Genomic DNA, 24,381 nt, shown 5'->3' with positions numbered 1-24,381 from the left:
TTAAGGCTCCCAGTAGACGACTGGGTTGATAGGCCGGATGTGGAAGCCCAGTAATGGGTGGAGCTGACCGGTACTAATAAGCCGAGGGCTTGTCCATAGGTTGCTCGCGTCCACTGTGTAGTTCTGAAACAACGAACCGTTGGTTCGACAGTTTCATAGTGTTTCGGTGGTTATAGCGTTAGGGAAACGCCCGGTTACATTCCGAACCCGGAAGCTAAGCCTTTCAGCGCCGATGGTACTGCAGGGGGGACCCTGTGGGAGAGTAGGACGCCGCCGAACAATTATTAGCCTCAGCCTCTGAGTTTCGACTCGGGGGCTGAGGCTTTTCTGCGTTGTCCCGCAATAGGCTGAGCCGGCCGTAGGCAGGAGGGAGCAGCTGCCCCCGTTATGTTCTCCGCGGCTCCGCAACGGGGCCGCTGGCCTCCGGGCCCGGCATGACTGTGTCCCCCTGTCGAACGGATGACCTGGGGGGTGGTGTCACCGGGCCCGAGGGGTGCCGTCGGAGACGCTGATGAGAGGTCCGACCACCGCCTGGCCGGGCGCAATGCCCGACCGTTTCCGGGCGGCAGGTCTGCATAACGTGGATGCGCGAGTACGACACCGACGGGCCAGCCGCACCGAAGGAGTGGAGAGCACAGTGTTCGACACCGGCGACGTTGGCGTGTTCCTCGGCCTGGACGTCGGCAAGACCGCCCATCACGGTCACGGGCTGACCCCGGCCGGGAAGAAGGTCTTCGACAAGCAGCTGCCCAACAGCGAGCCGAAGCTACGGGCCGTCTTCGACAAGCTGGCCGCGAAGTTCGGCACCGTCCTGGTGATCGTGGACCAGCCCGCTTCCATCGGGGCCCTCCCGCTCACGGTCGCCCGCGACGCCGGCTGCGAGGTCGCCTACCTGCCCGGCCTGGCGATGCGTCGGATCGCCGACCTCTACCCGGGCGAGGCAAAGACCGACGGCAAGGACGCGGCCGTGATCGCGGACGCGGCCCGCACCATGCCGCACACCCTGCGCTCGCTGGAGCTGACCGACGAGATCACCGCCGAGCTCACCGTGCTGACCGGCTTCGACCAGGACCTCGCGGCCGAGGCCACCCGCACCAGCAACCGGATACGCGGCCTGCTCACCCAGTTCCACCCGTCGCTCGAACGGGTCCTGGGGCCACGTCTGGACCACCCCGCAGTCACCTGGCTGCTGGAACGCCACGGATCCCCGGCCGCCCTGCGCAAAGCCGGCCGCCGCAGGCTCGTCGAGGTGATTCGGCCCAAGGCCCCACGCATGGCCCAGCGGTTGATCGACGACGTCTTCGACGCCCTGGACGAGCAGACCGTCGTGGTCCCGGGGACCGGCACGCTGGACGTCGTGATCCCCTCCCTGGCCCGCTCGCTCGCGGCCGTCCACGAGCAGCGCCGGGCCCTGGAGGCCCAGATCAAGACCCTGCTGGACGACCACCCTCTTTCCCAGGTCCTGACCTCAATGCCGGGGATCGCGGTCAGGACCGCCGCAGTCCTGCTGGTCACCGTCGGCGACGGCACCAGCTTCCCCACCGCCGCCCACCTCGCCTCTTACGCCGGGCTCGCCCCCGCCACGAAGCAGTCGGGGACCTCGATCCACGGCGAACACGCGCCCAGAGGCGGAAACCGGCAACTCAAACGCGCCATGTTCCTCTCCGCCTTCGCCTGCATGAACGCCGACCCGGCCTCCCGCGCCTACTACGACAAGCAACGCGCCCGCGGCAAGACCCACACCCAGGCCCTCCTTCGCCTCGCCCGCCAACGGATCAGCGTCCTGTTCGCCATGCTCCGCGACGGCACCTTCTACGAGTCACGCGTCCCCGAAACAGCTACCGCATGACCGGCCTCGGTCCTGCGTGACTGAGCCAAACGACCTCACAGGCAGTCGCATCCTGTGGCGTAGAGCAGCAGGAAGAGGGCCGTCATGGCGGTCACGGTGAAACCGGCAGCGGTCAGGGCGGCGAGGCCCCGACGGCGCCCCTTCGCGGGGGTGCGGAAGGCCTGCCAGGCACCGTGGGCGAGGAAGAGGCTGAGCAGCCCGGCCCCCGCGATGGTGAAACGTGGGCTGAGGGACCAGCTCAGGTAGGCGATCAGAGCCAGGCAGCCGAGCAGGGCACATGCGAGCAGGCTGAGGATCACCTCGGCGACGGCTTCTCCCACCGTCTCGACCAAGAAGTCGCCGACGCCTTTCGCTGCCCTGCGGACCCCCACGTCGCTCCTCCCCTTGCGTCGATGGCCCCGAGCGAGGCCCGGTATGGAGGACCCCCGTCGAGCCGGAATGGTTGCCGGGGTGCTCAAGAGTTGCCGACTGCGGCACACGGTCACACCTTGACGAAGGACATAGAGGCACCCCCTCCTGCCTACGGAGCCTTTCGTCTTCGTCTCCTACAGTCGGCCGGCGGCCTTGAGGGCGAGGTAGGCGTCCGCCAGCGCCGGGGCGATGTCGGAGGGCGGGGCGTCGACGACGGTGATGTTGTGCCGGGAAAGGCGCTGGGCGACGCGGCGGCGTTCAGCTCGTGCCTGTTCGGCGGCCGCGGCCGCGTACACGGCGTCGACGCTGTGACGGCCCTGCGCCATCTCTTCGATGCGGGGGTCCGCCACGGAGGCGATGAGGACCTCGTGGCGGTGGGTGAGCTGGGGAAGGACGGGCAGCAGGCCCTCTTCCATCGGGGCGGCGTCGAGTCCGGTGAGGAACACGACGAGGGAGCGCTGTGTGGCTCGTTGGAGGACCGTGGCGACCAGACCGCGGGCGTCGGACTCGACGAGTTCTGCCTCGAGCGGTGCCATGGCGTTGACCAGGGCGGGGAGCATGTCCCGGGCGGCACGGCCCTGGACGGAGGCACGTACGCGGCGGTCGTAGGCCAGCAGGTCGACGCGGTCGCCGGCACGGCCCGCGAGGACGGCGAGCAGCAGGGCGGCGTCCATGGCGGCGTCGAGTCGAGGGGCGTCGCCGACGCGGCCGGCGGCTGTGCGGCCGGTGTCGAGGACGATGAGGATGTGGCGGTCGCGTTCGGGGCGCCAGGTGCGGACGGCGACGGTGGCCCGGCGTGCGGTGGCCCGCCAGTCGATGGAGCGGGTGTCGTCGCCTGGGATGTACTCGCGGAGCGAGTCGAACTCGGTGCCCTGGCCCCGGATGAGCACGGAGGTGCGTCCGTCGAGCTCTCGGAGGCGGGCCAGGCGCGACGGCAGATGTTTGCGGCTGTGGAAGGGCGGGAGGACCCGGACCGTCCAGGGGACGCGGTGGGAACCCTGCCGGGCGGCCAGGCCGAGGGGTCCGTAGGAGCGGACGGTGACGCGTTCGGCGTGCCGGTCGCCGCGGCGGGTGGGGTGCAGGGTGGTGGTGACGCGGCGGCGTTCGGCTGACGGGATGGTCAGCCGGTGACGCGACGCGGCCACCTCGGTACCCGGGTACCAGCTGCTGGGCGGCCAGGCGTCGCGGAGGTCGGCGTGCAGCGGGCGCCGGCTGGGGTTGGTCACGGTGAGCACGACCTCCGCCGTTTCACCGAGTCGAACTGATGTCTCACCGGATCGGGTGAAATGGAGCTTTCGTACTGGCGCGGCGAGCGCAAGGTCGCACAGAATTCCGAACAGAAGGATGCCTTCGACGAGCAGGATGCCGCTCCAGCCGGGGAGCAGCAGACCGACGGCGAGGGCGCCGAGGGCGGCCAGCAGGGCGGTACGTCCGGTGAGTGCCATGGTCGGTCGTCGCCCGTCTCAGCGCGGTACGGGGACGCGGGCGAGGACCGAGGTGATGACCGAGTCGGGTGTGGTGCCTTCCATCTCGGCTTCGGGCCGCAGCTGGATGCGGTGCCGGAGCGTGGGGAGGGCGAGGGCCTTGACGTCGTCGGGGATGACGTAGTCGCGGCCGGTGAGCCAGGCCCAGGCGCGGGCGGTGGCGAGCAGGGCGGTGGCTCCCCGGGGGGAGACACCGAGCGTCAGAGAGGGGGATTCACGGGTGGCTCGGCAGATATCGACGATGTAGGCCGTGATGTCGGCGGAGACCGACGTCTTGGCGACGGCGGCCCGGGCGGCGTCGAGGTCGGCGGGGCCGGCGACCGGCCGCAAACCGGCGGAGTCCAGGTCCCGGGGGTTGAAGCCGTCGGCGTGGCGGGTGAGCACGTCGATCTCGGTCTCGCGGGACGGCAGCGGGAGGATCAACTTCAGGAGGAAGCGGTCCAGCTGGGCCTCGGGGAGCGGGTAGGTGCCCTCGTACTCGACGGGGTTCTGCGTCGCGGCGACGAGGAACGGTTCGGGTAGCGGCCTGGGGATGCCGTCGACGGAGACCTGGCGCTCCTCCATGGCCTCCAGGAGGGATGCCTGGGTCTTGGGCGGGGTGCGGTTGATCTCGTCGGCGAGCAGCAGGTTGGTGAAGACAGGGCCTGCCTGGAAGGAGAACTCGGCTGTGCGGGCGTCGTAGACGAGGGAGCCGGTGATGTCGCCGGGCATCAGGTCGGGGGTGAACTGGACCCGCTTGGTCTCCAGTTGGAGGGAAGCGGCCAGGGCGCGCACGAGGAGGGTCTTGGCGACTCCGGGCACGCCTTCCAGGAGGACGTGACCCCGGCAGAGCAGGGCCACGACCAGGCCGGTGACGGCCGGGTCCTGGCCGACGACGGCCTTGGCGATTTCGGTGCGCAGGACCTCCAGGGAGGCACGGGCGCTGTCGGCGGTCGGGGCGGCGCTCACGGGGTTGCTTTCCTCTCGTTGAGAAGGACGCGGCGTTCCAGTGCGTCGAGGTCGTCGGCGAGACGCAGCAGTGCCGCGTCATCGGGGGGAGGTGGACCGTGGAGCAGGCTGTGCGGGTCGACGGAGGGGTCGTCGAGCCGGGCGGCCACCGCGGTGGCCAGGGCGGCCGGGTCGTGGGCCTGGGACGGAGGGATGCCGACCAGCGGGGCCAGCCGGTCGCGTGCGGCGGTGCGCAGCACCTCCGCGGCCCGGCCGCGGGCGCGGCCGTGGCGGTAGAGGCGGGCACGTCCCTCGGTGGTCTCCGCGGCGCGGACGGTGGCGGGCAGCCGCTCGGCGACGACGGGGCCGAGGCGGCGGGCGCGCCAGAGGGCCGCGAAGGCGGCGGCGATGAACAACTGCAGGACTGCCCAGTTCCAGCCGTTGGGGATGAGGTCGAGGAAGCTTTGCTGTCCGCCTCCGAAGGCGGAGGCGTCGGTGAGCGAGGGGAGGTACCAGACGAGCTTCGGGTGCGCGCCGAGGATCTGCATGGCGAGCGAGGCGTTGCCCTGCTCGGCAAGGTTCTCGTTCTGCAGGAGGGTGTGGGTGCCGAGGACGACGGTGTCGCCGCCGTTGGCCGCGGGCAGCCGCAGCAGGGTGAAGTCGCCCCGGGCATCGGGGTAGCAGTGGTCGGCGTCCCGCGAGGACGTCGCATACCCGCTGCTGCCCATTTCGGCGGAGCCGGCGGTACGGGCGGCGGCCAGGTCGCACCCGGGCTCGAGGACGTGGACGGGGACGGGCCCCGTGTAGCGGACGCCCGGGGCGAGCCGTCCGATGGAGGGCTCGCTGGGGGAGAGGAGGACGACACGGCCGCCCGCGCGCTCCATCGCGCCATGTACCGCGTCCTGCTGACGCTTCGTCAACAGGTCGGGCACGGTGACGAGGACGGTGGTGTCCGGTCCGGCGGCGGCCAGGGCCTCGTCGGTGGTGGTGACGACCGTGGTGGTCACACCTTGGTCGTGGAGGAGTTGAGCGACGGCCCGGCTGCCGGACGGGTCGGGAGAACGGGGGTCGAGTGCGTCATGGTTCTCACCGGAGCGCGCGGCGGCGTACAGGACGCCGAAGACGATCAGGACGAGGAACGTCACGAGCAGGGTGCGCGAGCGCGTCCACAGCTGGCCCGCGGTCGGGGAGGCCGACGTGGTGGCAGGGGTGGCTGCCGGGGGCGGAGACAGGGTGTCGGTCACGGGCGGGAACCTCCGGCGGCCGCGCCGCTGTCGGCCAACCGGGGCTTGGTGCTCTGTACTTCGGTATCGAGTTCGCGCAGGGCCGCGTAGGCGACAGGGGTGCCCGGGCGGTCCCCGTAGGTGACGTCGTCGAAGGTGCGGGCGGCGTCCGCGAGGCGGGCGGCGTGGCCGGGGAGGGGGCGGCCCGCCTCGGCGGCGGCCTCGTCCGCGGTCCGGCCGGGGCGCGGGTCGAGCAGGGCCCGTTCCTCCAGGGAGCGCACGATCGCGCGCATCCGTTCCTGGACGGCCTCGCTCCACCGGCCGTGGTGCGCGTGTTCCTCGGCGGCGGCCCGGTGCTCGGCCGCGGTCCGGGGGGCGTCGGCGAACAGCCCGGTGCCGGTGGTGGGTTGTGCGCGCAGCCTGCCGAGCCGCAGGCGCAGGGCGACGACCAGCAGCACGACCACGACGATGATCGCCACCACGCCGACGGTGCCTCCGGGGGTGACCCCGGAGGCGGCTTCCATCAGGTGGGAGACCTTCTCCCAGAGCCAGTTCAGGGCGCGTTCGAACAGGCTCGGGTCGTCACGGTGGTAGATGCCCTTGGACAGCTCGTCCTCGGCGGCCTCTCGGGCGGGGCCGCGGGGAATGGTGACCGGTACGTCCTCCCCCGACACCGGCATCAGCCCCCGGTGGCTGAGCTGTTGCCGGGTGCGCCGCTCCCGCCGAGGGCGTCGGCGTAGCCGGGGACGCCCGCGGCACGGGCCAGTTCGATGTCGAGGGCCTCGCGACGGATCCGCTGATCCATGTAGAGCAGGGCGGTAACGCCGGCGTTGATGGGGAAGGTGATGGTGGATCCGATGACGGCGCCGATCCCGATGACGATCAGGTAGGTCCAGCCGAGGTTCGCCTGGTCGCCCGACGCGAAGGACGACAAGCCGTCGCTTCCGGTGAAGATGCCCGCCAGCACGAAGGGAATCTGGATGATCGACGAGACGATGTAGACGAGGATCATGGTGAGCAACTGGATGCCCAGAATGCGCCACCACGACCCGCGGACCAGCTTGGCCGACCGGGCCATGGACTTCAGGACACCCTGCTTCTCCAGCATGAGGGCGGGTGAGGAGAGGCTGAAGCGGATCATCAGCCAGACGATCACGCCGAGGGCGACCACGCCGCCGAGGAGGGCCAGGCCGACACCAGCGCCCGTGGCGCCGCCGGCCGCGACGAGGATCCCGGGGACGATGCCGACGGCCATGATCCCGGCGCCGATCAGGGTGAGCAGCAGCGTCAGCCCGAACAGGCGCGGCAGCTGGCGGCGGGCATCGGACCACGCCTCGGCCAGGGTCACCTCGCGGCCGAGGACGGCCCGGCTGACGACCATGGTGAGCATCGCCGTGGCGATCACCGTTCCGAGGAGGGTGATGACCAGGGCGAGCCCCCCGGCGGCCAGCGTGCCGCCGACGGCGTTCATGACGTCGCTGAACGAGGGGTCGGTACGGCCTTCCAGGGAGTTGAGCGTCTCGCTGTCGTCGAGCATGAACCCCTGGAGCAGCAGCATGGCGCCCTGGGTCAGCAGCGAAACCGCGAAGGAGATGGTGAGCACGGTGCGCCAGTGCGCGCGCATCGTGGAGACCGCGCCATCGAGGATCTCGCCGACGCCCAGCGGACGCAGCGGGATGACACCGGGCTTGGGGGACGGCGGGGCACCCCAGTGCGGCTGCTGCCAGCCGGAGGGCGCGGGGCTGCCCCACACCGGGCCGCTGGGCGGAGGCGGGGCGCCCCAGCCGCCTGCGGTCTTCCACTGGCCCGCGGGCGGCTGCTGCTCGGACCAGTTCTGCGGCGCAGCGTCCTGCGGCGCACCGGGGCCGTCGGTGCGGCCCGGTTCGCCGGAGGGGGAGGATCCGGGCGAGGCCCAGCCCGGAGAGTCGTTCATCGTCGCTCCTTCGCTACTGCGCTACCTACTCGTCCAACGGCGGGACGGTGGCCATCGTGCCATGGGCGAAGCGGGCTTGTACCTGCGGATGCGGAGTGCCGCAACCGTTCAAAACGTGCTGCCGTTCACGGCAGACTGAGCAGATGGGTGATCAGTACGTGGTATCTCTGGCCAATGATTCCAAGGGCAACCCTGACGAGCCCCTCCCGGCGCTGCGCTGGGAGGAGCCGCCGGAAGGCCCCGTCGTCGTCCTCCTCGACCAGACCCGGCTGCCCGCCGAGGAAGTGGAGCTGGTCTGCACCGACGTCCCCGCCCTGGTCGAGGCCATCCGCAGCCTCGCCGTGCGCGGCGCCCCGCTGCTCGGCATAGCCGGCGCGTACGGCATCGCCCTCGCCGCCGTCCGCGGCTACGACGTGGACGAGGCCGCCGAATCCCTCGCCCACGCCCGGCCCACCGCCGTCAACCTTGCCTACGGCGTCCGGCGGGCCCTGGCCGCCTACCGGGCCGCCCTCACCGGCACCGCCGGAGGCGACCCCGAACGCGCCGCCGCGGCGGCCCTGGCCGAGGCCCGCAGCCTGCACGCCGAGGACAAGGAGGCCAGCGCCGCCATGGCCCGCCACGGCCTCCAGCTGCTCGCCGAGCTCCTTCCCGGCGGCGGCTACCAGATCCTCACCCACTGCAACACCGGCGCCCTCGTCTCCGGCGGCGAGGGCACCGCGTTCGCCGTCGCACTCGCCGCCCACCGCCAGGGCCAGCTGCGCCGCCTGTGGGTCGACGAGACCCGCCCCCTGCTCCAGGGCGCCCGCCTCACCGCCTACGAGGCCGCCCGCTCCGGCATGGCGTACACCCTGCTCACCGACAACGCCGCAGGCTCACTCTTCGCCGCCGGCAACGTGCACGCCGTCCTCATCGGCGCCGACCGCATCGCCGCGGACGGCTCCGTCGCCAACAAGGTCGGCAGCTACCCACTCGCCGTGCTCGCCCGGTACCACAACGTGCCCTTCATCGTCGTCGCCCCCACCACCACCGTCGACCAGGGCACCGCCGACGGCCCGTCCATCGAGATCGAGCAGCGCCCCGGGCACGAGGTGACCGAATCGGCCGGAAACCCGGTGGCACCCCTCGGTACCCAGGCGTACAACCCTGCGTTCGACATCACACCCGCAGGTCTGATAACGGCAATAGTCACCGAAAACGGCGTGGTTTCGCCGGTCACCCCCGATGCCCTGGCAGCTTTGTGCCCGTCTCGTGCTCCAGGTCACGATCAGGTAATGGGATGATGGTCGCTATGAAGGGACGCGTCCTGGTCGTCGACGACGACACCGCACTGGCAGAGATGCTTGGCATCGTGCTGCGCGGAGAAGGTTTTGAGCCGTCGTTCGTGGCCGACGGTGACAAGGCCCTCGCCGCATTCCGTGAGACCAAGCCTGATCTGGTCCTCCTCGACCTCATGCTCCCCGGACGGGACGGCATCGACGTATGCCGCCAGATCCGGGCCGAGTCCGGGGTCCCCATCGTCATGCTCACCGCGAAGAGCGACACGGTCGACGTCGTCGTGGGCCTGGAGTCCGGGGCCGACGACTACGTCATCAAGCCGTTCAAGCCCAAGGAGCTCGTCGCCCGCGTGCGGGCCCGGCTGCGCAGGGCCGAAGAGCCCACGCCGGAGCAGCTCACCATCGGTGACCTGGTCATCGACGTGGCCGGCCACTCGGTCAAGCGGGACGGCCAGCCCATCGCGCTGACCCCTCTCGAGTTCGACCTGCTGGTCGCGCTCGCCCGCAAGCCCTGGCAGGTCTTCACCCGCGAAGTGCTGCTCGAGCAGGTCTGGGGCTACCGGCACGCCGCCGACACCCGCCTGGTCAACGTGCACGTCCAGCGGCTGCGCTCCAAGGTCGAGCGGGACCCCGAGCGCCCCGAGATCGTGGTGACCGTCCGCGGCGTCGGCTACAAGGCCGGACCGGGCTGACGTGGCCACCGCGTACGAGCGTGAGCGGATGGAGAGCCGGCACGCGGACCCCCTGACGGGTCTGCTGCCGGTGCTCCGCTCGTTCGTGCGCTGGGCCCGGCGGCCCCTCCAGCCCGCCGCCCGGCTCTGGCGCCGTAACATCCAGCTGCGCGTGGTCGCCACCACCCTGCTGATGTCCCTCGGCGTCGTCCTGCTCCTTGGCGTCGTCGTCATCGGGCAGGTCAAGAACGGACTGCTCGACGCCAAGCGGCAGACCGCCCAGAGCCAGGCCGTCGGCGGCTTCGCCGTCGCCAAGGAGACGGCCCGCAGCGCCCCCGACACCGGCGGCGCCGGAACCGACAGCCAGCACAGCCCCGACACCGCGACCTGGCTCAACGACCTCGTCGACGGACTCGCAAGCAGCGGCCAGGGCGTCTACTCCGTCGTCGCCCTCAGCTCGGACACCTACAGCGCCAAGGCGGACAGCCCCGGCACCCACGCACCCCGCGGCTCCGGCGGCGTCTGGCCCGAGGAGAGCGTGCCCGCGGACCTGCGTCAGGCCCTCGACGAGCGGTCCGACGTCTTCGAGCGCTACATCTCGATGAAGAGCGACAGCGAGCCCGACGGCGAGCCCGCCCTCATCGTCGGTCAGCGCCTCAGCGACCCCAACGGCAACCCCTTCCAGCTGTACTACCTCTTCCCCTTCGACCAGGAGGAGAAGACCCTCGGCCTGGTCAAGGGCACCCTGGCCACCGCCGGGATCTTCGTCGTCGTGCTGCTCGGCGCCATCGCCTGGCTCGTCGTACGGCAGGTCGTGACGCCCGTCCGCATGGCCGCCCGGATCTCCGAGCGGCTCGCCGCCGGACACCTCCAGGAACGCATGAAGGTCACCGGCGAGGACGACATCGCCCGCCTGGGAGAATCCTTCAACAAGATGGCGCAGACCCTCCAGGTCAAGATCCAGCAGTTGGAAGACCTGTCCCGGATGCAGCGCCGCTTCGTCTCGGACGTCTCCCACGAGCTGCGCACCCCGCTGACCACCGTCCGCATGGCCGCCGACGTCATCCACGAGGCACGCGAGGACTTCGACCCCGCCACCGCACGCTCCGCCGAGCTGCTGCAGAACCAGCTCGACCGCTTCGAGTCGATGCTCTCCGACCTCCTGGAGATCAGCCGCTTCGACGCCGGCGCCGCCGCCCTGGAGGCCGAACCCGTCGACCTGCGCGACGTCGTGCGGCGCGTCGTGGACGGCGCCGAACCGCTCGCCGAGCGCAAGGGCAGCCGCATCGTCGTCCACGGGGACGAGCAGCCCGTCACCGTCGAGGCCGACGCCCGCCGCGTCGAACGCGTCCTGCGCAACCTCGTCGTCAACGCCGTCGAACACGGCGAGGGCCAGGACGTCCACGTCCGCATGGCCTCCGCCGGAGGCGCCGTCGCCGTCGCCGTGCGCGACTACGGCGTCGGCCTCAAGCCCGGCGAGGCCACCCGCGTCTTCAACCGCTTCTGGCGCGCCGACCCCGCCCGCGCCCGCACCACCGGCGGCACCGGCCTCGGCCTGTCCATCGCCCTGGAGGACGCCCGCCTGCACGGCGGCTGGCTCCAGGCCTGGGGCGAGCCCGGCGGCGGCTCCCAGTTCCGGCTGACCCTGCCCCGTACCGGCGCCGACAGCCTGCGCGGATCACCGATCGCCCTCGAACCCGAGGACTCCCGCCGCAACCGCGACCTCGCCTCCGCGCTCTCCCACCGCGGCATGCCCGCAGGTGCCACCGCGCTGGACGCCGCCGCGTCCCCGGCCTCCGCACACCACGGCTTCCCGGCACCGCGCTTCGCCGCGCCCGCCATCCCTTCGATGCCGCTCAGCCCACCACGTCCCCCGGCCGCCGACCCCGCGGCCCTGCCCGGCAACGGCGCACGGGTCGTCGGGCACCGTGCGGGCAGCGGGACGGTCACCCACCCCACGACAGCAGACCAGGTGCGGGAGGACGAGGACTGATGCGTGCGAAGGGGGGCGGCCTTCCGAGGCCGGCCGCTGCGGGCGTGCTCCTGTGCGGACTGGTGCTGCTCACGGGCTGCGCCTCCATGCCAAGCAGCGGTGAGGTGCACAAGGTCGGCGGCGGCGAGAAGCACGCCGACACCGACGCCCAGGTCCGGGTCTTCGGCGTCAAACCGCAAGGCGGCGAGAACCCCCGCGACATCGTCAACGGCTTCCTCGAGGCCACCACGAGCGACGAGGCCGACTACGCCACCGCCAAGCTCTACATGACCAAGGACCAGGCCAAGCGCTGGAAACCCGAGTCCGGGATCACCATCCTCGCCGGCGGACCCTCCCAGGTGCAGGAACCCGGCGCGATAGCCGACGGCAAGGACGGCGGCAGCACCCAGATCACCCTCACCGGCGACAGGGTCGCCACCGTCGACGGACGGCACGCCTACCGCGCCGAGGCCGGCTCCTTCAGCACCGGCATACGCCTGACCAAGGAGAAGGGCGAATGGCGCATCGCCGGCGTCGGTGACGGCCTGGTGCTCAGCGAGGCCGACTTCCAGCGCTTCTACCGCTCCGTCGACACCTTCTACTTCGCCTCCCCCGGGCCGGGCCCCGAGGAGGCCGCCGCTGGCCGGAACGCCCTCGTCGCCGACCCGATCTACCTGCGCAAGCGCATCAACGCGCTCAGCACCACCGTCAACGCCCTGCTCGCCGGACCCACCGACTGGCTGGAACCGGTCGTCGTCTCGGCGTTCCCCACGGGCATCCGGGCCACCAAGGTCGAGATCGAGGACTCCCAGCGCGTGACGGTGACGCTCAACCGGTCCCCCGGCGGCGACGGTGCCCGGTGCGAACGGATGGCCGCCCAGCTGATCGAGACCGTCCAGGGCATGTCCTCCACACCCGTGCCCTCGGTCGAACTCCAGGGCCCGGACGGCCGCGGCCTGTGCTCGCTCCGGCGCGACGACGCCGGAGCGTACGCACCGGGCAAGCTCGTGGGGGAGAGCCGGGAGCAGTACTTCATCGACGCGGACCACCACCTCGTCAGCCTCAGCGGCGCGGACACCCAGCCCACCGCGGTGGCGGGCCCCCTCGGCACCGGCCCGTTCAAGATGGGCTCCGCCGCCGTGCGGCGCGACGAGCAGTACGCCGCCGCCCTCAGCGAGGACGGTGCGAGCCTCTACGTGACCGGGCTGAGCGCCGACGCCCAGCTCGGCCCCGTCGTCCTGCGCAGCCAGGCCACCGACCCGAAGAACCGCCTCACCACGCCCAGCTGGGACGGCTACGGCGACCTCTGGATCGCCGACCGCAACCCGAAGCAGCCGCAACTGCTGATGCTGCGCGACGGCGCCGGCACCCCCGTGCCCGTCGCCGTGCCGGAACTCGGCGACGGGCGCATCGAATCGCTACGGGTCGCGGCCGACGGCGTGCGCATCGCCCTGCTGGTCCGTGACGGCGGCCACACCACACTGCGGCTCGGACGGATCGAGCGCACCGGGACCGCCGACGACCCGCGGATCACGGTGGCGGAGCTGCGCAGCGTCGCGCCGCAGCTCGAGGACGTCAAGGCGGCGTCCTGGGCCGGGGTCAGCCGGGTGGTCGTCGTGGGACGCGAGGCCGGGGGAGTGCCGCAGATCCAGTACGTGGACGCGGACGGCTCGGGCGCGTCCACGCCGAGCCTGCCGGGCATCAGCGGCGTGACGTCGGTCGCGGCCTCGGAGCGCCAGGACAAGCCGCTGCTCGCGGAGCTCGACGGCGGGGTCTTCCGGCTGCAGCCCGACTCCAACTGGAAGGAAGTCGCGCCCAAGGCCAGCTCGCCCGTCTACCCGGGCTGACCGGCCGGGGCGCCCTCTTCGGGCGCCCTCTTCGGGCGTCCGCGTCGAGTGGTGATCGCACGGTGATCGTGCGGCGGCGGAAGTTATCCACAGGCTGGGGACGGACCTGGTGGACATCGCCCTTTCCCGGGATCGTTGACTCATGCGGGGAGCACGGGCAGCACGGGGGCGGCAGGGGCGCGGGGGACGGCGGAGCCTGTGGGGGGCACGTGGGATGCGGTCGTGGTGGCGGGAGATCTCGGGGCTGCTGCTGCCGGCCGAGTGCGCGGGGTGCGGGACCCCGCGGACCGTGCTGTGCGACGAGTGCGGCGCAGCGCTGCACGAGCCAGGGGCCCGGCAGGTCTGGCCGGACGCGCCGCCCGATGGGCTGCCCGCCGTGTGGGCGGCGACCGTCTACGCCGACCAGCCGCGCGCGGTGCTGCTGGCGCACAAGGAGCGCGGCGCGCTGGGGCTGGCCCGCCCGCTGGGCGAGGCCCTGGCAGGTGCGGTCTACGCCGCGGTGCGGGGAGGGGGTGGGGGAGGGGCCCCTGAGACGCGGCACCCGGAAGGCGCCCTCGCCCTCACCCCCGCACTCCCCCCGCTCCTCCTCGTCCCCGTCCCCTCCTCCCGCCGAGCCGTCGCGGTCCGCGGCCATGACGCGACCCGCCGCGTCGCCCTCGCCGCCGCCGCGGAGCTGCGGCGCGACGGGCTGTCCGTCCGGGTGGCCGCGGTGCTGCGGCAGCGGCGTGCGGTGGCCGACCAGTCGGGCCTCGGCGCCCGCGACCGGCCCGCGAACCTCTCCGGCGCCCTGACGGCCGTGCGCGGTGCCGGCCGCCTCCTGGGGACCGCGCCCGTGGTGCTCGTGGACGACCTGATGACCACGGGCGCCTCGCTCGCCTCCGCGGCCCAGGCGGTCGAGGACGCCGGGGGCCGGGTCCTGGCCGCGGCCGTGGTCGGCGGCCCGGCGCCGCTACGCCACCCGGCGGGCGCTGCGGGCGCTGCGGGTGATCCGGGCGGCGGGGCAGGTTAGGCGGCCCGGGCGGTCCCGACGCGGAAAGCCGGGGCGGGCGGGACCCCTGCCGCGGGCCGGGCAGACGGCCGGCCGGGCGGCCGAACAGGTGGCCGAACGGGAAGCGGAATCCGAAGGTCAGAGCGGATCTCGCAGGTCGCACAAGGGGCATTTCACCCGAAGGGAGGTATAGCGCTTCTGGGGGTGCCGACCCCGGGTCCGCGGGTCTATGTTCGGTGGTGAGGGGCGGCGGCGCCCGCTGTGGGCCGCCGTTTCACGGACCGCGGGATGTGGTTCACCCATAGTTCAGTGGGTGAATATCCGTCTCGCGGGGGAGGAGGAGGTGAGAGTCGCGGCTTCGCAGCCCGGGAGCCTCCGAGCGCGCGGAGCGGCAACGAACGTCGACGCCGGGCGGGACCTGGTGCCCGCCGGCCTCAGCGCAAGGGATCGTCCCGTGAGACCGAGGCGATCCGGGAACGGAGTTCTGCGTGGACATCGTCGTCAAGGGCCGCAAGACCGAGGTGCCCGACCGGTTCCGGAAGCACGTGAACGAGAAGCTGGAGAAGATCCAGAAGCTCGACGGCAAGGTGATGAGCCTCGAGGTCGAGGTGTCCAAGGAACCGAACCCCCGGCAGGCAGACCGTTCCGACCGGGTGGAGATCACGCTGCGCACCCGTGGCCCGGTGATCCGGGCCGAGGCCGCCGCGACCGATCCCTACGCGGCGCTCGACGTCGCGGCGAACAAGCTTGAGGCGCGGCTGCGCAAGGCGGCCGACAAGCGCCGGGTGCACCGCGGCGGCAGCCGTACGCCCATGAGCGTGGCGGAGGCGACGGCCGGACTGGCCATGACCGAGTTCAACGGCACGCCGACCGGCGGGGAGACGTCCACAGGCGTGCCCACCACCAAGATCGGCGGCTGTCTCGAGGTCCAGGGTGAAGGACCCCTGGTGGTTCGCGAGAAGACGCACGCGGCAGCACCGATGACGCTCGACCAGGCCCTCTACGAGATGGAACTGATCGGGCACGACTTCTACCTGTTCATCGACTCCGACACGGAACAACCGAGTGTCGTCTACCGGCGGCACGGCTACGACTACGGCGTCATCCACCTCAAGGCGGACCCTTCCGTCGAGGATGCGCCGGCCGGCGCGGGCGGAGCGCTCAGCCGGTGAACTAGGGGTCAGGGGCGGCGCTCCCGGGCGGGAAAACGACCATCGCCTGGGGGCGCTGCCGTGCTCGGGCATGGAATCATGGCCGGGCAGCCAATGTACGGGCCGCAGCGCCCGGTTGGCCTGGCACGGACAGTGCGACTACCACGGGCGCCGGCCCGAGGGGGAGGAACCGATGGCGGACAGCTTCGAGCCCGCGCCGGCCGTTGGCGCGGAGCCCGGTCCGGGCGCCGCGGGGGAGGCGGGCGTCGCCGGTGCGCCGCGCAAGGAGCCGATCAGGGTGCTCGTGGTGGACGACCACGCCTTGTTCCGCCGGGGGCTGGAGATCGTGCTCGCGCAGGAGGAGGACATCCAGGTCGTCGGCGAGGCGGGGGACGGCGCGGAGGCGACGGAGAAGGCCGCCGACCTGCTGCCGGACATCGTGCTGATGGACGTGCGGATGCCGAGGCGGGGGGGTATCGAGGCGTGCACCTCCATCAAGGAGGTGGCTCCCAGCGCGAAGATCATCATGCTGACGATGAGCGACGAGGAGGCGGACCTCTACGAGGCCATCAAGGCCGGGGCGACCGGTTACCTCCTCAAGGAGATCTCCACCGACGAGGTGGCCACCGCGATCCGCGCGGTGGCGGACGGGCAGTCGCAGATCAGTCCGTCGATGGCGTCGAAGCTGCTCACCGAGTTCAAGTCGATGATCCAGCGCACGGACGAGCGCCGGCTCGTGCCCGCCCCGCGGCTGACGGACCGTGAGCTGGAGGTGCTGAAGCTGGTCGCCACCGGCATGAACAACCGGGACATCGCCAAGGAGCTCTTCATCAGCGAGAACACGGTGAAGAACCACGTGCGGAACATCCTGGAGAAGCTGCAGTTGCACTCGCGGATGGAAGCGGTGGTGTACGCGATGCGGGAGAAGATCCTCGAGATCCGCTGAGTCCGCCCGGTCAGGAGAGGGCTTCGGCCAGGGCCGCGGCGAGCTTGGGGTCGTCGAGCCGTTCGACGCGGACGCTGTCGCAGCCGACCCATGTGGCGGCCTCGCGCAGTGCCTGCGCCATGGGCTCGACGGCGCGCGCGGACTCCAGCGAGACCTGACGGGCGATCAGGGTGCTTCCCTCGCGGGCCGGGTCGGCGCGGCCGACCAGCCGGCCGCCGGCCAGCAGCGGCATCGCGAAGTAGCCGTGTATGCGCTGGGGCTTGGGGACGTACGCCTCCAGGCGGTGGGTGAAGCCGAAGATGCGCTCGGTGCGGGGCCGGTCCCAGATCAGGGAGTCGAAGGGGGAGAGCAGGGTCGTGCGGTGCCGGCCGCCGCGGGAGGCTTCGGCGAGGGCGGTGGGGTCGGCCCAGGCGGGCTTGCCGCCCCAGCCTTCGACCTGGACGGGGACGAGCCCGGTGTCGGCGATGACCGAGTCGACCTGTTCGGCCTTGAGCCGGTGGTAGTCGGCGAGGTCGGCCCGGGTGGCGACGCCCAGCGCGGCGCCGGCCTGGGCGACCAGGCGGCGCAGGCATTCGGCGTCGTCGATGTCGTCGTGGAGGAGGGCGTCGGGAACCGCCCGCTCGGCGAGGTCGTAGACGCGTTTCCAGCCGCGCCGCTGGGTGCAGACGACCTCGCCGGTGTCGAGCAGCCACTCCACCGCGATCTTCGTCTCCGACCAGTCCCACCAGGGGCCGCCGTTCTTGGCGCCGCCGAGTTCGGTCGAGGTCAGCGGGCCGTCGACCTTGAGCCGGTCCAGGACGGCGGCGGTGGAGCGGTCGGCGTCCTGCAGCACGTGCCAGCGGTGGCCGCGGGCCCGCCGGGCGCGGCGGCGGAAGGCGAAGTGCGGCCATTCCTCGACGGGGAGGATGCAGGCGGCGTGCGACCAGTACTCGAAGGCGTGGTTCTCGGTCCAGTACGCGGCCTCGACCGCGGTGCGGCCGACGGCGCCGAGGCGGGCGTACGGGATGAGCTCGTGGGAGCGGGCGAGCACGGAGATGGTGTCGAGCTGCACCGCGCCCAGCCGCCGCAGGACGCCGCGGACGCCGCCGCGGCGGTCGGGGGCGCCGAGGAAGCCCTGGGCGCGCAGGGCGGTCCGGCGGGCGTCGTCGGCGGAGAGGGCCACGGGCGTCGTCATGGGCCCACCCTAGGAGGCGCCACTGACAATCGGGTCCGGGCCTGGCCGCGGGGCCCGTCCCGGGGGCCCGCGGCCCGGCCCGCCGCCGCGGTCACCCGCCCTGGTGCGGGAGGTAGGCGGCCCCGCCGCTCAGGCCGAGGTCGGAGGGGAGCAGGGAGCCGATCCACGCGTCCCGCCGGGTGCCCTGGTGGACGATCTTGGCGCGCATGGTGCCCTCCATCCGGAAGCCCGTCTTGAGGGCGACCGCGCGGGAGCCGGCGTTGCCCGCCTCGGCGTACCACTCCAGGCGCTCCACGCCGAGCTCCGCGAAGGCCCAGCGGGCGACGGCGCGGGCGGCTTCGGCGGTGAGGCCCCGGCCGCGCTGTTCCTTGGCGGTCCAGTAGCCGAGTTCGGCCTGCCGTTCCGCGCTGTTGAGCTGGGCCAGCCGCACCAGCCCCATGGCTCCCACCAGGCGTCCCTCGTCGCGCGTGGTGACGGCGAAGTTGTAGACGGTGTCGTCGCGCCAGCCGTCGGGGCAGGTCCGGGTGACGAACTCCTGCGCGTGCTCCTGGGTGTACGGGGACGGCACCGGGGTCCAGCGCGGGATCTCCGGGTCCTGGCAGGCGACGCGGACGGCCTCGGCGTCGTCCGGTCCGAAGGGGCGCAGGACGAGACGGTCGGTGGTGAGGGTTATCGGCTCCATGCGTCGGAGTATCCCCGAGGCAGGGGTGCGGTCTCGACCGGAAAAGACCGGATCGGGACGGCGGTCGGCGGGGAGAACCGCCCGGCTTGGTGACGGACCTCCCGGCCCGCTGGTGTCCTCGCTTACGATGGCCGTTGCAGCGGGGTGTGACCTGCTGTGCCAGCGCGCGAAACCGTGCCAGGCCCGACCGGCAAGGAGCCAGCCTACGTGTCCGTCCTCAACAAGATCCTGCGTGCAGGCGAAGGCAAGATCCTGCGCAAGCTGCACCGCATCGCGGACCAGGTCAATTCCATTGAAGAGGACTTCGTCAATCTGACGGACGCCGAGCTGAGGGCCCTCACGGACGAGTACAGGGAGCGCTACGCCGACGGCGAGAGCCTGGACGACCTGCTCCCCGAGGCGTTCGCCACCGTCCGCGAGGCCGCCAAGCGCGTCCTGGGTCAGCGGCACTACGACGTCCAGCTCATGGGTGGTGCGGCGCTGCACTTCGGCCACGTCGCCGAGATGCGCACCGGCGAGGGCAAGACCCTGGTCGGCACGCTGCCCGCCTACCTGAACGCGCTGTCCGGCAAGGGCGTGCACCTGATCACCACCAACGACTACCTCGCCGAGCGCGACTCGGAGTGGATGGGCCGGGTGCACCGCTTCCTGGGCCTGCAGGTGGGTTGCATCCTCGCGAACATGACCCCGGCGCAGCGCCGCGAGCAGTACGCCTGTGACATCACCTACGGCACCAACAACGAGTTCGGCTTCGACTACCTGCGCGACAACATGGCGTGGTCGCAGGAGGAACTGGTCCAGCGCGGTCACAACTTCGCGATCGTGGACGAGGTGGACTCGATCCTGATCGACGAGGCCCGTACGCCGCTGATCATCTCCGGCCCGGCGGACCAGGCCACGAAGTGGTACTCGGACTTCGCCAGGCTGGTGACCCGCCTGAAGCCGGGCGAGGCCGGCGCCATGGGCAAGGCGGAGACCGGTGACTACGACTTCGACGAGAAGAAGCGCACCGTCGCCATCCACGAGTCCGGTGTGTCCAAGGTCGAGGACTGGCTGGGCATCGACAACCTCTACGAGTCGGTGAACACCCCGCTGGTGGGCTACCTGAACAACGCCATCAAGGCCAAGGAGCTCTACAAGAAGGACAAGGACTACGTCGTCATGGACGGCGAAGTCATGATCGTCGACGAGCACACCGGCCGCATCCTGGCCGGCCGCCGCTACAACGAGGGCATGCACCAGGCCATCGAGGCGAAGGAGGGAGTGGACATCAAGGACGAGAACCAGACGCTCGCCACGATCACCCTCCAGAACTTCTTCCGCCTGTACTCCAAGCTCTCGGGCATGACCGGTACGGCGATGACCGAGGCCGCGGAGTTCCACCAGATCTACAAGCTCGGCGTGGTCCCGATCCCGACCAACCGCAACCTGCAGCGCAAGGACCGGGCGGACCTGATCTACCGCACCGAGGAGGCGAAGTTCGCGGCGGTCGTCGACGACATCGTCGAGAAGCACGAGAAGGGCCAGCCGGTCCTGGTCGGCACCACCTCGGTCGAGAAGTCCGAGTACCTGTCGCAGCAGCTGAACAAGCGCGGCGTGCCGCACGAGGTGCTCAACGCCAAGCAGCACGAGCGTGAGGCGTCGATCGTCGCGCAGGCCGGCCGCAAGGGCGCCGTCACGGTGGCCACCAACATGGCCGGCCGTGGTACGGACATCAAGCTCGGCGGCAACCCGGACGACCTGGCCGAGGCGGAGCTGCGGCAGCGCGGCCTGGACCCGGTGGAGCACGTCGAGGAGTGGGCGGCGGCCCTGCCGGAGGCGCTGGAGCGTGCCGAGGCGGCGGTCAGGACCGAGTTCGAGGAGGTCAAGGAGCTCGGCGGCCTGTACGTGCTGGGCACCGAGCGCCACGAGTCGCGGCGCATCGACAACCAGCTGCGCGGCCGCTCCGGCCGTCAGGGCGACCCGGGCGAGTCCCGCTTCTACCTCTCCCTCGGTGACGACCTGATGCGCCTGTTCAAGGCGCAGATGGTGGAGCGCGTGATGGCGATGGCCAACGTGCCCGACGACGTGCCGATCGAGAACAAGATGGTGACGCGCGCCATCGCCTCCGCCCAGTCGCAGGTCGAGCAGCAGAACTTCGAGATCCGCAAGAACGTCCTGAAGTACGACGAGGTGCTCAACCGGCAGCGCGAGGTCATCTACGGCGAGCGCCGCCGCGTCCTGGAGGGCGAGGACCTGCACGAGCAGGTGCGTCACTTCATGGACGACACGATCGACGACTACATCGCGATCGAGACGGCCGAGGGCTTCGCCGAGGACTGGGACCTGGACCGGCTGTGGGGCGCCTTCAAGCAGCTCTACCCGGTCACGGTGACGGTGGAGGACTTGGAGGACGCGGCGGGCGACCGGGCGGGCATCACCGCGGACTTCATCGCGGAGATGGCCAAGGACGACATCCACGAGCAGTACGACGCGCGTGAGCAGCAGCTCGGCTCGGAGATCATGCGCGAGCTGGAGCGGCGCGTGGTGCTGTCGGTGCTGGACCGCAAGTGGCGCGAGCACCTGTACGAGATGGACTACCTGCAGGAGGGCATCGGCCTGCGGGCGATGGCGCAGCGCGACCCGCTGGTGGAGTACCAGCGCGAGGGCTACGACATGTTCAAGGCCATGATGGACGGCATCAAGGAGGAGTCCGTCGGCTACCTGTTCAACCTGGAGGTCCAGGTCGAGCAGCAGGTCGAGGAGGTGCCGGTGGAGGCCGGTGCCCCGCAGGACGCGGCTCCGACGCTGGTCAAGCAGGACGCCCGTCCGGAGATCCGGGCCAAGGGCCTGGAGGCCCCGAAGCGGGCCGACCGGCTGCACTTCTCCGCTCCCACGGTGGACGGCGAGGGCGGTGTCGTCGAGGGCGACTTCGAGAGCGACGCGGGCCCGGAGTCGGACGGCATGACGCGGGCGGAGCGCCGCCGCGCGGCCAAGGGCGGCCGGCGCCGCAAGAAGTAGCGTCCGCGCGTTCCGGGGCCGGATTCCTGCGGGGGTCCGGCCCCGGGCCTTTGCCCCGGCGCGGGTCACTGCGCCTCGACGGGGCCGCAGCGCCATCCGGTGCCCGTGACGGTGCCGGTGCCGCCTCCGGCGCGTGCCGGGCCCTCGCGGCCGGCGCGCTCCAGGCGGAAGGCGAGGGCCCGCACGACGTGCGGGGTGAGCAGGACGACGGCGCTGGCCTCGACGGCCGTCCCGTCCGGGACGGGGCAGACGCGCGGCGGCCCCAGCAGCCGCGGCAGGTGGCCCCGGGAGACGTAGCGCCAGTCGGCGCGGGCGCCCACGAGGTCCCAGAGCCGGTCGTAGGCCTCGGGCTCCATCCGTCCGGCGAGGCTGGTGATGGGCCGCCGTCCGGTGAGGACCTCCAGCAGCCGTCCGGCGAACCAGACGTGCGGTGGCAGGGCGGTGACGTGCCGTGTGGGTGCGGACGTGGACGCGGGCATGGGTGTGAAGACAGGCATGGTGTGGACCCCCGTGGTCTACCGACTGGTAACCGGGTTGTACGGGGCCGGGCGCCGCTGCGGGAAGCCGGGCCCGCGATGTCCGGGGGGCGGTGCGGGATTCACCTATCAGGGGTGGTGCGCCCGTATGCTGACGCCATGCGCGTCTACATCCCCACGACCCTCCCAGGCCTGGCCGAGGCGCACAAGGCGGGTGAGCTGGGCCCTGCCCCGCTGGACGCCTTCGCCGTCACCCCGAGCCTGCGCGAGTGGTACGTCTCCGACGACATCGAGGAACTGGAGTACGCCGCGCTCACCCGCGCCGCCCAGGCCTCCCTGCGGCAGCTGGCGGCCACCCCGGACGCGCCCAGGCGGCGCGTCGTGGTCGCGGTGGACGTCGCCGACGGCGCCGTCTCCTTCGACCCCGACCGCGGCCTGGACCCCTCCGCGCTGGGCGCGGTGCGCCTGGCCGCGCCCGTGCCGATGGCCAGGGCTGCCGCCGTCCACGCCGACGCCGACGAGGCCGAGCAGGACGTCACGGCGGCCGCCGACGCCCTCGGCGCGGCCGACGCGGGCGACGACGACGCCCGCTTCACCGTCGACGGCGCCGAGGACCACGAACTGCTCTGGTACGCCACCCAGGAGATCCCCTCGCTCATTGCGTGAGGTGACCGAACGAATACGCCGCGAGTGGATTTGACCTGGGCACTTGCCTTGAGGACATGGGGTCTGGGTACGGTTTCGGGTGTGAACGCGCATCTCGTGTGGGACTGGAACGGCACGCTGCTCCATGACATCGACGCGGTGATCGAGGCGACCAACGCCTCCTTCGCCGAGATCGGGCTGCCGCGGATCACGCTGGAGCGTTACCGCGAGCTGTACTGCGTGCCGGTCCCCCTGTTCTACGAACGGCTCATGGGCCGGCTGCCCACCGACGAGGAGTGGGAGGTGATGGACGACATCTTCCATCGCCACTACTGGACCCTCGCCGGTACGTGCGGCCTCGCCGAGGGGGCGGCGGAGATCCTGGCGCGGCGCCGCTACGAGGGGCTGACGCAGTCGCTGTGCTCCCTGGCGCCCCACGATCAGCTGATACCGATCCTGCGCACGCACGGCATCGAGCACCACTTCCTCCGGGTGGACGGCCGTACCGAGGGCAGCCACAGCGGCAAGTCCGAGCAGATGGCGCGGCACGTCGCCGCGATGGAGGGCATAGCGGCGGACCGCATCGTGGTGATCGGCGACGCCGTCGACGACGCGGTGGCCGCCAAGCACGTCGGGGCCATGGCGGTGCTCTACACGGGCGGCTCGCACAGCCGGGCCAGCCTGGAGACCGCGGGGGTGCCCGTCGTGGACAGCCTGGAGCAGGCGGTGGAGACCGCCGAGGCGCTCGTCGCCTGAGCCTGAGCCGGCGCCTGCGCCTTCACTGAGCCCCAGCCCAGCCCAGCCCCGGCCCGCGCCCGGATCCCCGCCGGGACCCGGGCGGCCGTCCGTCAGGTCACCGGCGCCTTGGAGCGCAGCACCGTGAGGAACTCGCGCATCCACGCCGGGTGGTCCGGCCAGGCGCGCGAGGAGACCACGACGCCGTCGACGACGGCCTCGGAGTCCTGGAAGCTCGCCCCGGCCGCCTCCATGTCCATCTCCAGCGCCGGGTAGGCGGTGACGCGGCGCCCGCTGAGGGCGCCGACGGCGGCCGTCAGCAGGGGGCCGTGGCAGATCTGTGCGACGGGCTTGTCGGCGTCGAAGAAGGCCTTGAGGACCTTGCGCAGCTCCGGGTCGTTGCGCAGGTACTCCGGGGCGCGTCCGCCGGGGACGACCACGGCCGCGTACGCGCCGGGGTCGACGTCCGCGAAGGACAGGTCGGCCGGCCAGGTGTACCCGGGCTTCTCGGTGTAGGTGTCGAAGCCCTCCTCGAAGTCGTGGACGACGAACCTGAGCTTCTTGCGGCTGGGGGCCGCGATGTGCACCTCGTACCCCTCCTCGAGGAGCCGTTGGTACGGGTACATGACTTCCAGCGATTCCGCCGCGTCGCCGGTCACGATCAGGATCTTGGTGGCCATGGCTGGGTGTCCCGCCTCTCGCCGTCTGCTGTCCGTCTGCTCTGCTGTCCGTCCGCTGCGTGCTGCCGTCCCGCCCCGTGGTCTCGTGCTGCCGTCCGGCGCGCCGTCGTGTGAACGTCTCGATACGTCTCCGCGACGTTCCCCTCCTCAACCTGCACCCGCCCGGCCGGACTGTCCAGTTCGTCAAAGATTGGTTCGTGGTTTTGTACACAAAGAGCCCCTGACAGCCCCCCCGGACGTAGCGATAGCCTTACAGCGTGATCAGCGCTGATCCACCGATCACCATCACCTACGTCACGCAATGGCGCGCGAC

At 71.7% G+C, this 24,381-nt stretch carries 21 protein-coding genes and 2 rRNA genes; 13 read left to right on the top strand and 10 right to left on the bottom strand.

Annotated features, from left to right (window positions below; genetic code table 11):
• The 3 genes from ACFYYN_RS26415 to ACFYYN_RS26405 all read left to right on the top strand — a co-directional run.
• Window positions 1-97: ribosomal RNA gene (locus ACFYYN_RS26415) — 23S ribosomal RNA — on the top strand; the annotation flags it as partial.
• A 65-nt stretch (window positions 98-162) separates the two neighbouring features.
• Window positions 163-279, top strand: a 5S ribosomal RNA gene (gene rrf / locus ACFYYN_RS26410).
• 358 nt (window positions 280-637) lie between these two features.
• Entirely contained in the window at window positions 638-1,849 is a 1,212-nt protein-coding gene (locus ACFYYN_RS26405; protein ID WP_500547746.1) for an IS110 family RNA-guided transposase, read from the top strand.
• Window positions 1,850-1,884: 35 nt separating this feature from the next.
• On the opposite strand, the gene ACFYYN_RS26400 is transcribed toward ACFYYN_RS26405, so the two are convergent.
• The 6 genes from ACFYYN_RS26400 to ACFYYN_RS26375 all read right to left on the bottom strand — a co-directional run bounded on the left by ACFYYN_RS26400 (window position 1,885) and on the right by ACFYYN_RS26375 (window position 7,827).
• Window positions 1,885-2,220: a lysine transporter LysE gene (locus ACFYYN_RS26400; RefSeq protein WP_500547745.1), complete on the bottom strand. Its 336-nt coding sequence runs from the start codon at window positions 2,218-2,220 to the stop codon at window positions 1,885-1,887.
• 174 nt (window positions 2,221-2,394) lie between these two features.
• The gene (locus tag ACFYYN_RS26395; protein WP_500547744.1) at window positions 2,395-3,705 is read right to left on the bottom strand and encodes a DUF58 domain-containing protein; all 1,311 of its coding nucleotides are present in this window, start codon (window positions 3,703-3,705) and stop codon (window positions 2,395-2,397) included.
• Window positions 3,706-3,723: 18 nt separating this feature from the next.
• Window positions 3,724-4,692: an AAA family ATPase gene (locus tag ACFYYN_RS26390; RefSeq protein ID WP_500547743.1), complete on the bottom strand. Its 969-nt coding sequence runs from the start codon at window positions 4,690-4,692 to the stop codon at window positions 3,724-3,726.
• Entirely contained in the window at window positions 4,689-5,915 is a 1,227-nt protein-coding gene (locus ACFYYN_RS26385; protein WP_500547742.1) for a DUF4350 domain-containing protein, read from the bottom strand. The genes ACFYYN_RS26390 and ACFYYN_RS26385 overlap by 4 nt, the downstream gene beginning before the upstream one ends.
• Window positions 5,912-6,574, bottom strand: coding sequence for a DUF4129 domain-containing protein (locus ACFYYN_RS26380; protein ID WP_500547741.1), 663 nt, complete (start codon window positions 6,572-6,574; stop codon window positions 5,912-5,914). The genes ACFYYN_RS26385 and ACFYYN_RS26380 overlap by 4 nt, the downstream gene beginning before the upstream one ends.
• Complete coding sequence (locus ACFYYN_RS26375) at window positions 6,574-7,827, bottom strand: proline-rich domain-containing protein (protein ID WP_500330126.1); 1,254 nt, start codon at window positions 7,825-7,827, stop codon at window positions 6,574-6,576. Before ACFYYN_RS26375 ends, ACFYYN_RS26380 begins: the two co-directional genes overlap by 1 nt.
• A gap of 143 nt (window positions 7,828-7,970) precedes the next feature.
• Between ACFYYN_RS26375 and mtnA the strand changes: the two genes are divergently transcribed.
• From mtnA to ACFYYN_RS26340, 7 genes are all read left to right on the top strand, one after another.
• The gene (gene mtnA, locus ACFYYN_RS26370) at window positions 7,971-9,107 is read left to right on the top strand and encodes an S-methyl-5-thioribose-1-phosphate isomerase (RefSeq protein ID WP_500547740.1); all 1,137 of its coding nucleotides are present in this window, start codon (window positions 7,971-7,973) and stop codon (window positions 9,105-9,107) included.
• Window positions 9,104-9,793, top strand: a complete 690-nt coding sequence (gene mtrA, locus ACFYYN_RS26365) for a two-component system response regulator MtrA (protein ID WP_078620260.1) — start codon at window positions 9,104-9,106, stop codon at window positions 9,791-9,793. The genes mtnA and mtrA overlap by 4 nt, the downstream gene beginning before the upstream one ends.
• Window positions 9,794-9,821: 28 nt before the next feature.
• On the top strand, window positions 9,822-11,765 hold the full coding sequence (gene mtrB, locus ACFYYN_RS26360; protein ID WP_500547753.1) for an MtrAB system histidine kinase MtrB: 1,944 nt from the start codon (window positions 9,822-9,824) through the stop codon (window positions 11,763-11,765).
• Window positions 11,765-13,591: an LpqB family beta-propeller domain-containing protein gene (locus ACFYYN_RS26355; protein ID WP_500547739.1), complete on the top strand. Its 1,827-nt coding sequence runs from the start codon at window positions 11,765-11,767 to the stop codon at window positions 13,589-13,591. Before mtrB ends, ACFYYN_RS26355 begins: the two co-directional genes overlap by 1 nt.
• Before the next feature lie 214 nt (window positions 13,592-13,805).
• Window positions 13,806-14,600: a ComF family protein gene (locus ACFYYN_RS26350; RefSeq protein WP_500547738.1), complete on the top strand. Its 795-nt coding sequence runs from the start codon at window positions 13,806-13,808 to the stop codon at window positions 14,598-14,600.
• Window positions 14,601-15,067: 467 nt separating this feature from the next.
• The gene (hpf, locus tag ACFYYN_RS26345; RefSeq protein WP_500330120.1) at window positions 15,068-15,751 is read left to right on the top strand and encodes a ribosome hibernation-promoting factor, HPF/YfiA family; all 684 of its coding nucleotides are present in this window, start codon (window positions 15,068-15,070) and stop codon (window positions 15,749-15,751) included.
• Window positions 15,752-15,923: 172 nt separating this feature from the next.
• Window positions 15,924-16,676, top strand: a complete 753-nt coding sequence (locus tag ACFYYN_RS26340) for a transcriptional regulator (protein WP_499512145.1) — start codon at window positions 15,924-15,926, stop codon at window positions 16,674-16,676.
• 10 nt (window positions 16,677-16,686) lie between these two features.
• Here the strand turns inward: ACFYYN_RS26340 and ACFYYN_RS26335 are convergent, their stop codons facing one another.
• The gene (locus ACFYYN_RS26335; protein WP_500547737.1) at window positions 16,687-17,850 is read right to left on the bottom strand and encodes a winged helix-turn-helix domain-containing protein; all 1,164 of its coding nucleotides are present in this window, start codon (window positions 17,848-17,850) and stop codon (window positions 16,687-16,689) included.
• A 91-nt stretch (window positions 17,851-17,941) separates the two neighbouring features.
• On the bottom strand, window positions 17,942-18,532 hold the full coding sequence (locus ACFYYN_RS26330; protein WP_500547736.1) for a GNAT family N-acetyltransferase: 591 nt from the start codon (window positions 18,530-18,532) through the stop codon (window positions 17,942-17,944).
• Between the two features lie 207 nt (window positions 18,533-18,739).
• Here ACFYYN_RS26330 and secA point away from each other — a divergent pair, with 207 nt between their 5' ends.
• Window positions 18,740-21,532, top strand: a complete 2,793-nt coding sequence (gene secA / locus ACFYYN_RS26325; RefSeq protein WP_500330115.1) for a preprotein translocase subunit SecA — start codon at window positions 18,740-18,742, stop codon at window positions 21,530-21,532.
• A 65-nt stretch (window positions 21,533-21,597) separates the two neighbouring features.
• On the opposite strand, the gene ACFYYN_RS26320 is transcribed toward secA, so the two are convergent.
• Window positions 21,598-22,011 (bottom strand): Rv3235 family protein, encoded by a 414-nt coding sequence (locus tag ACFYYN_RS26320; RefSeq protein ID WP_500547735.1) that lies wholly within the window; start codon window positions 22,009-22,011, stop codon window positions 21,598-21,600.
• Window positions 22,012-22,167: 156 nt separating this feature from the next.
• Here ACFYYN_RS26320 and ACFYYN_RS26315 point away from each other — a divergent pair, with 156 nt between their 5' ends.
• Both ACFYYN_RS26315 and ACFYYN_RS26310 read left to right on the top strand, forming a co-directional pair.
• A complete protein-coding gene (locus ACFYYN_RS26315) occupies window positions 22,168-22,674 on the top strand; it encodes a DUF6912 family protein (RefSeq protein WP_499512140.1) in 507 nt (168 codons plus the stop codon).
• Window positions 22,675-22,755: 81 nt separating this feature from the next.
• The gene (locus ACFYYN_RS26310; RefSeq protein ID WP_499512139.1) at window positions 22,756-23,409 is read left to right on the top strand and encodes an HAD family hydrolase; all 654 of its coding nucleotides are present in this window, start codon (window positions 22,756-22,758) and stop codon (window positions 23,407-23,409) included.
• A 92-nt stretch (window positions 23,410-23,501) separates the two neighbouring features.
• Here ACFYYN_RS26310 and ACFYYN_RS26305 read toward each other — a convergent pair whose 3' ends face one another.
• Complete coding sequence (locus tag ACFYYN_RS26305; RefSeq protein ID WP_499512138.1) at window positions 23,502-24,068, bottom strand: DJ-1/PfpI family protein; 567 nt, start codon at window positions 24,066-24,068, stop codon at window positions 23,502-23,504.
• Window positions 24,069-24,381 lie beyond the last annotated feature (313 nt).

It is taken from the genome of Streptomyces sp. NPDC001902, assembly GCF_042891295.1.
GTDB lineage: Bacteria > Actinomycetota > Actinomycetes > Streptomycetales > Streptomycetaceae > Actinacidiphila.
Note: the sequence above shows the minus strand (reverse complement) of the source record. Positions and strands in the feature narration are given on the sequence as shown.

What these genes read in the sequence shown, in the direction of transcription:
- ACFYYN_RS26395 (WP_500547744.1), bottom strand. Translation starts at nt 3,705, where the DNA reads ATGGCACTCACCGGACGTACCGCCCTGCTGGCCGCCCTCGGCGCCCTC.
- ACFYYN_RS26380 (WP_500547741.1), bottom strand. Translation starts at nt 6,574, where the DNA reads ATGCCGGTGTCGGGGGAGGACGTACCGGTCACCATTCCCCGCGGCCCC.
- ACFYYN_RS26375 (WP_500330126.1), bottom strand. Translation starts at nt 7,827, where the DNA reads ATGAACGACTCTCCGGGCTGGGCCTCGCCCGGATCCTCCCCCTCCGGC.
- mtnA (WP_500547740.1), top strand. Translation starts at nt 7,971, where the DNA reads ATGGGTGATCAGTACGTGGTATCTCTGGCCAATGATTCCAAGGGCAAC.
- mtrA (WP_078620260.1), top strand. Translation starts at nt 9,104, where the DNA reads ATGATGGTCGCTATGAAGGGACGCGTCCTGGTCGTCGACGACGACACC.
- mtrB (WP_500547753.1), top strand. Translation starts at nt 9,822, where the DNA reads ATGGAGAGCCGGCACGCGGACCCCCTGACGGGTCTGCTGCCGGTGCTC.
- ACFYYN_RS26355 (WP_500547739.1), top strand. Translation starts at nt 11,765, where the DNA reads ATGCGTGCGAAGGGGGGCGGCCTTCCGAGGCCGGCCGCTGCGGGCGTG.
- ACFYYN_RS26350 (WP_500547738.1), top strand. Translation starts at nt 13,806, where the DNA reads ATGCGGTCGTGGTGGCGGGAGATCTCGGGGCTGCTGCTGCCGGCCGAG.
- ACFYYN_RS26340 (WP_499512145.1), top strand. Translation starts at nt 15,924, where the DNA reads ATGGCGGACAGCTTCGAGCCCGCGCCGGCCGTTGGCGCGGAGCCCGGT.
- ACFYYN_RS26335 (WP_500547737.1), bottom strand. Translation starts at nt 17,850, where the DNA reads ATGACGACGCCCGTGGCCCTCTCCGCCGACGACGCCCGCCGGACCGCC.
- ACFYYN_RS26330 (WP_500547736.1), bottom strand. Translation starts at nt 18,532, where the DNA reads ATGGAGCCGATAACCCTCACCACCGACCGTCTCGTCCTGCGCCCCTTC.
- ACFYYN_RS26320 (WP_500547735.1), bottom strand. Translation starts at nt 22,011, where the DNA reads ATGCCCGCGTCCACGTCCGCACCCACACGGCACGTCACCGCCCTGCCA.
- ACFYYN_RS26315 (WP_499512140.1), top strand. Translation starts at nt 22,168, where the DNA reads ATGCGCGTCTACATCCCCACGACCCTCCCAGGCCTGGCCGAGGCGCAC.
- ACFYYN_RS26305 (WP_499512138.1), bottom strand. Translation starts at nt 24,068, where the DNA reads ATGGCCACCAAGATCCTGATCGTGACCGGCGACGCGGCGGAATCGCTG.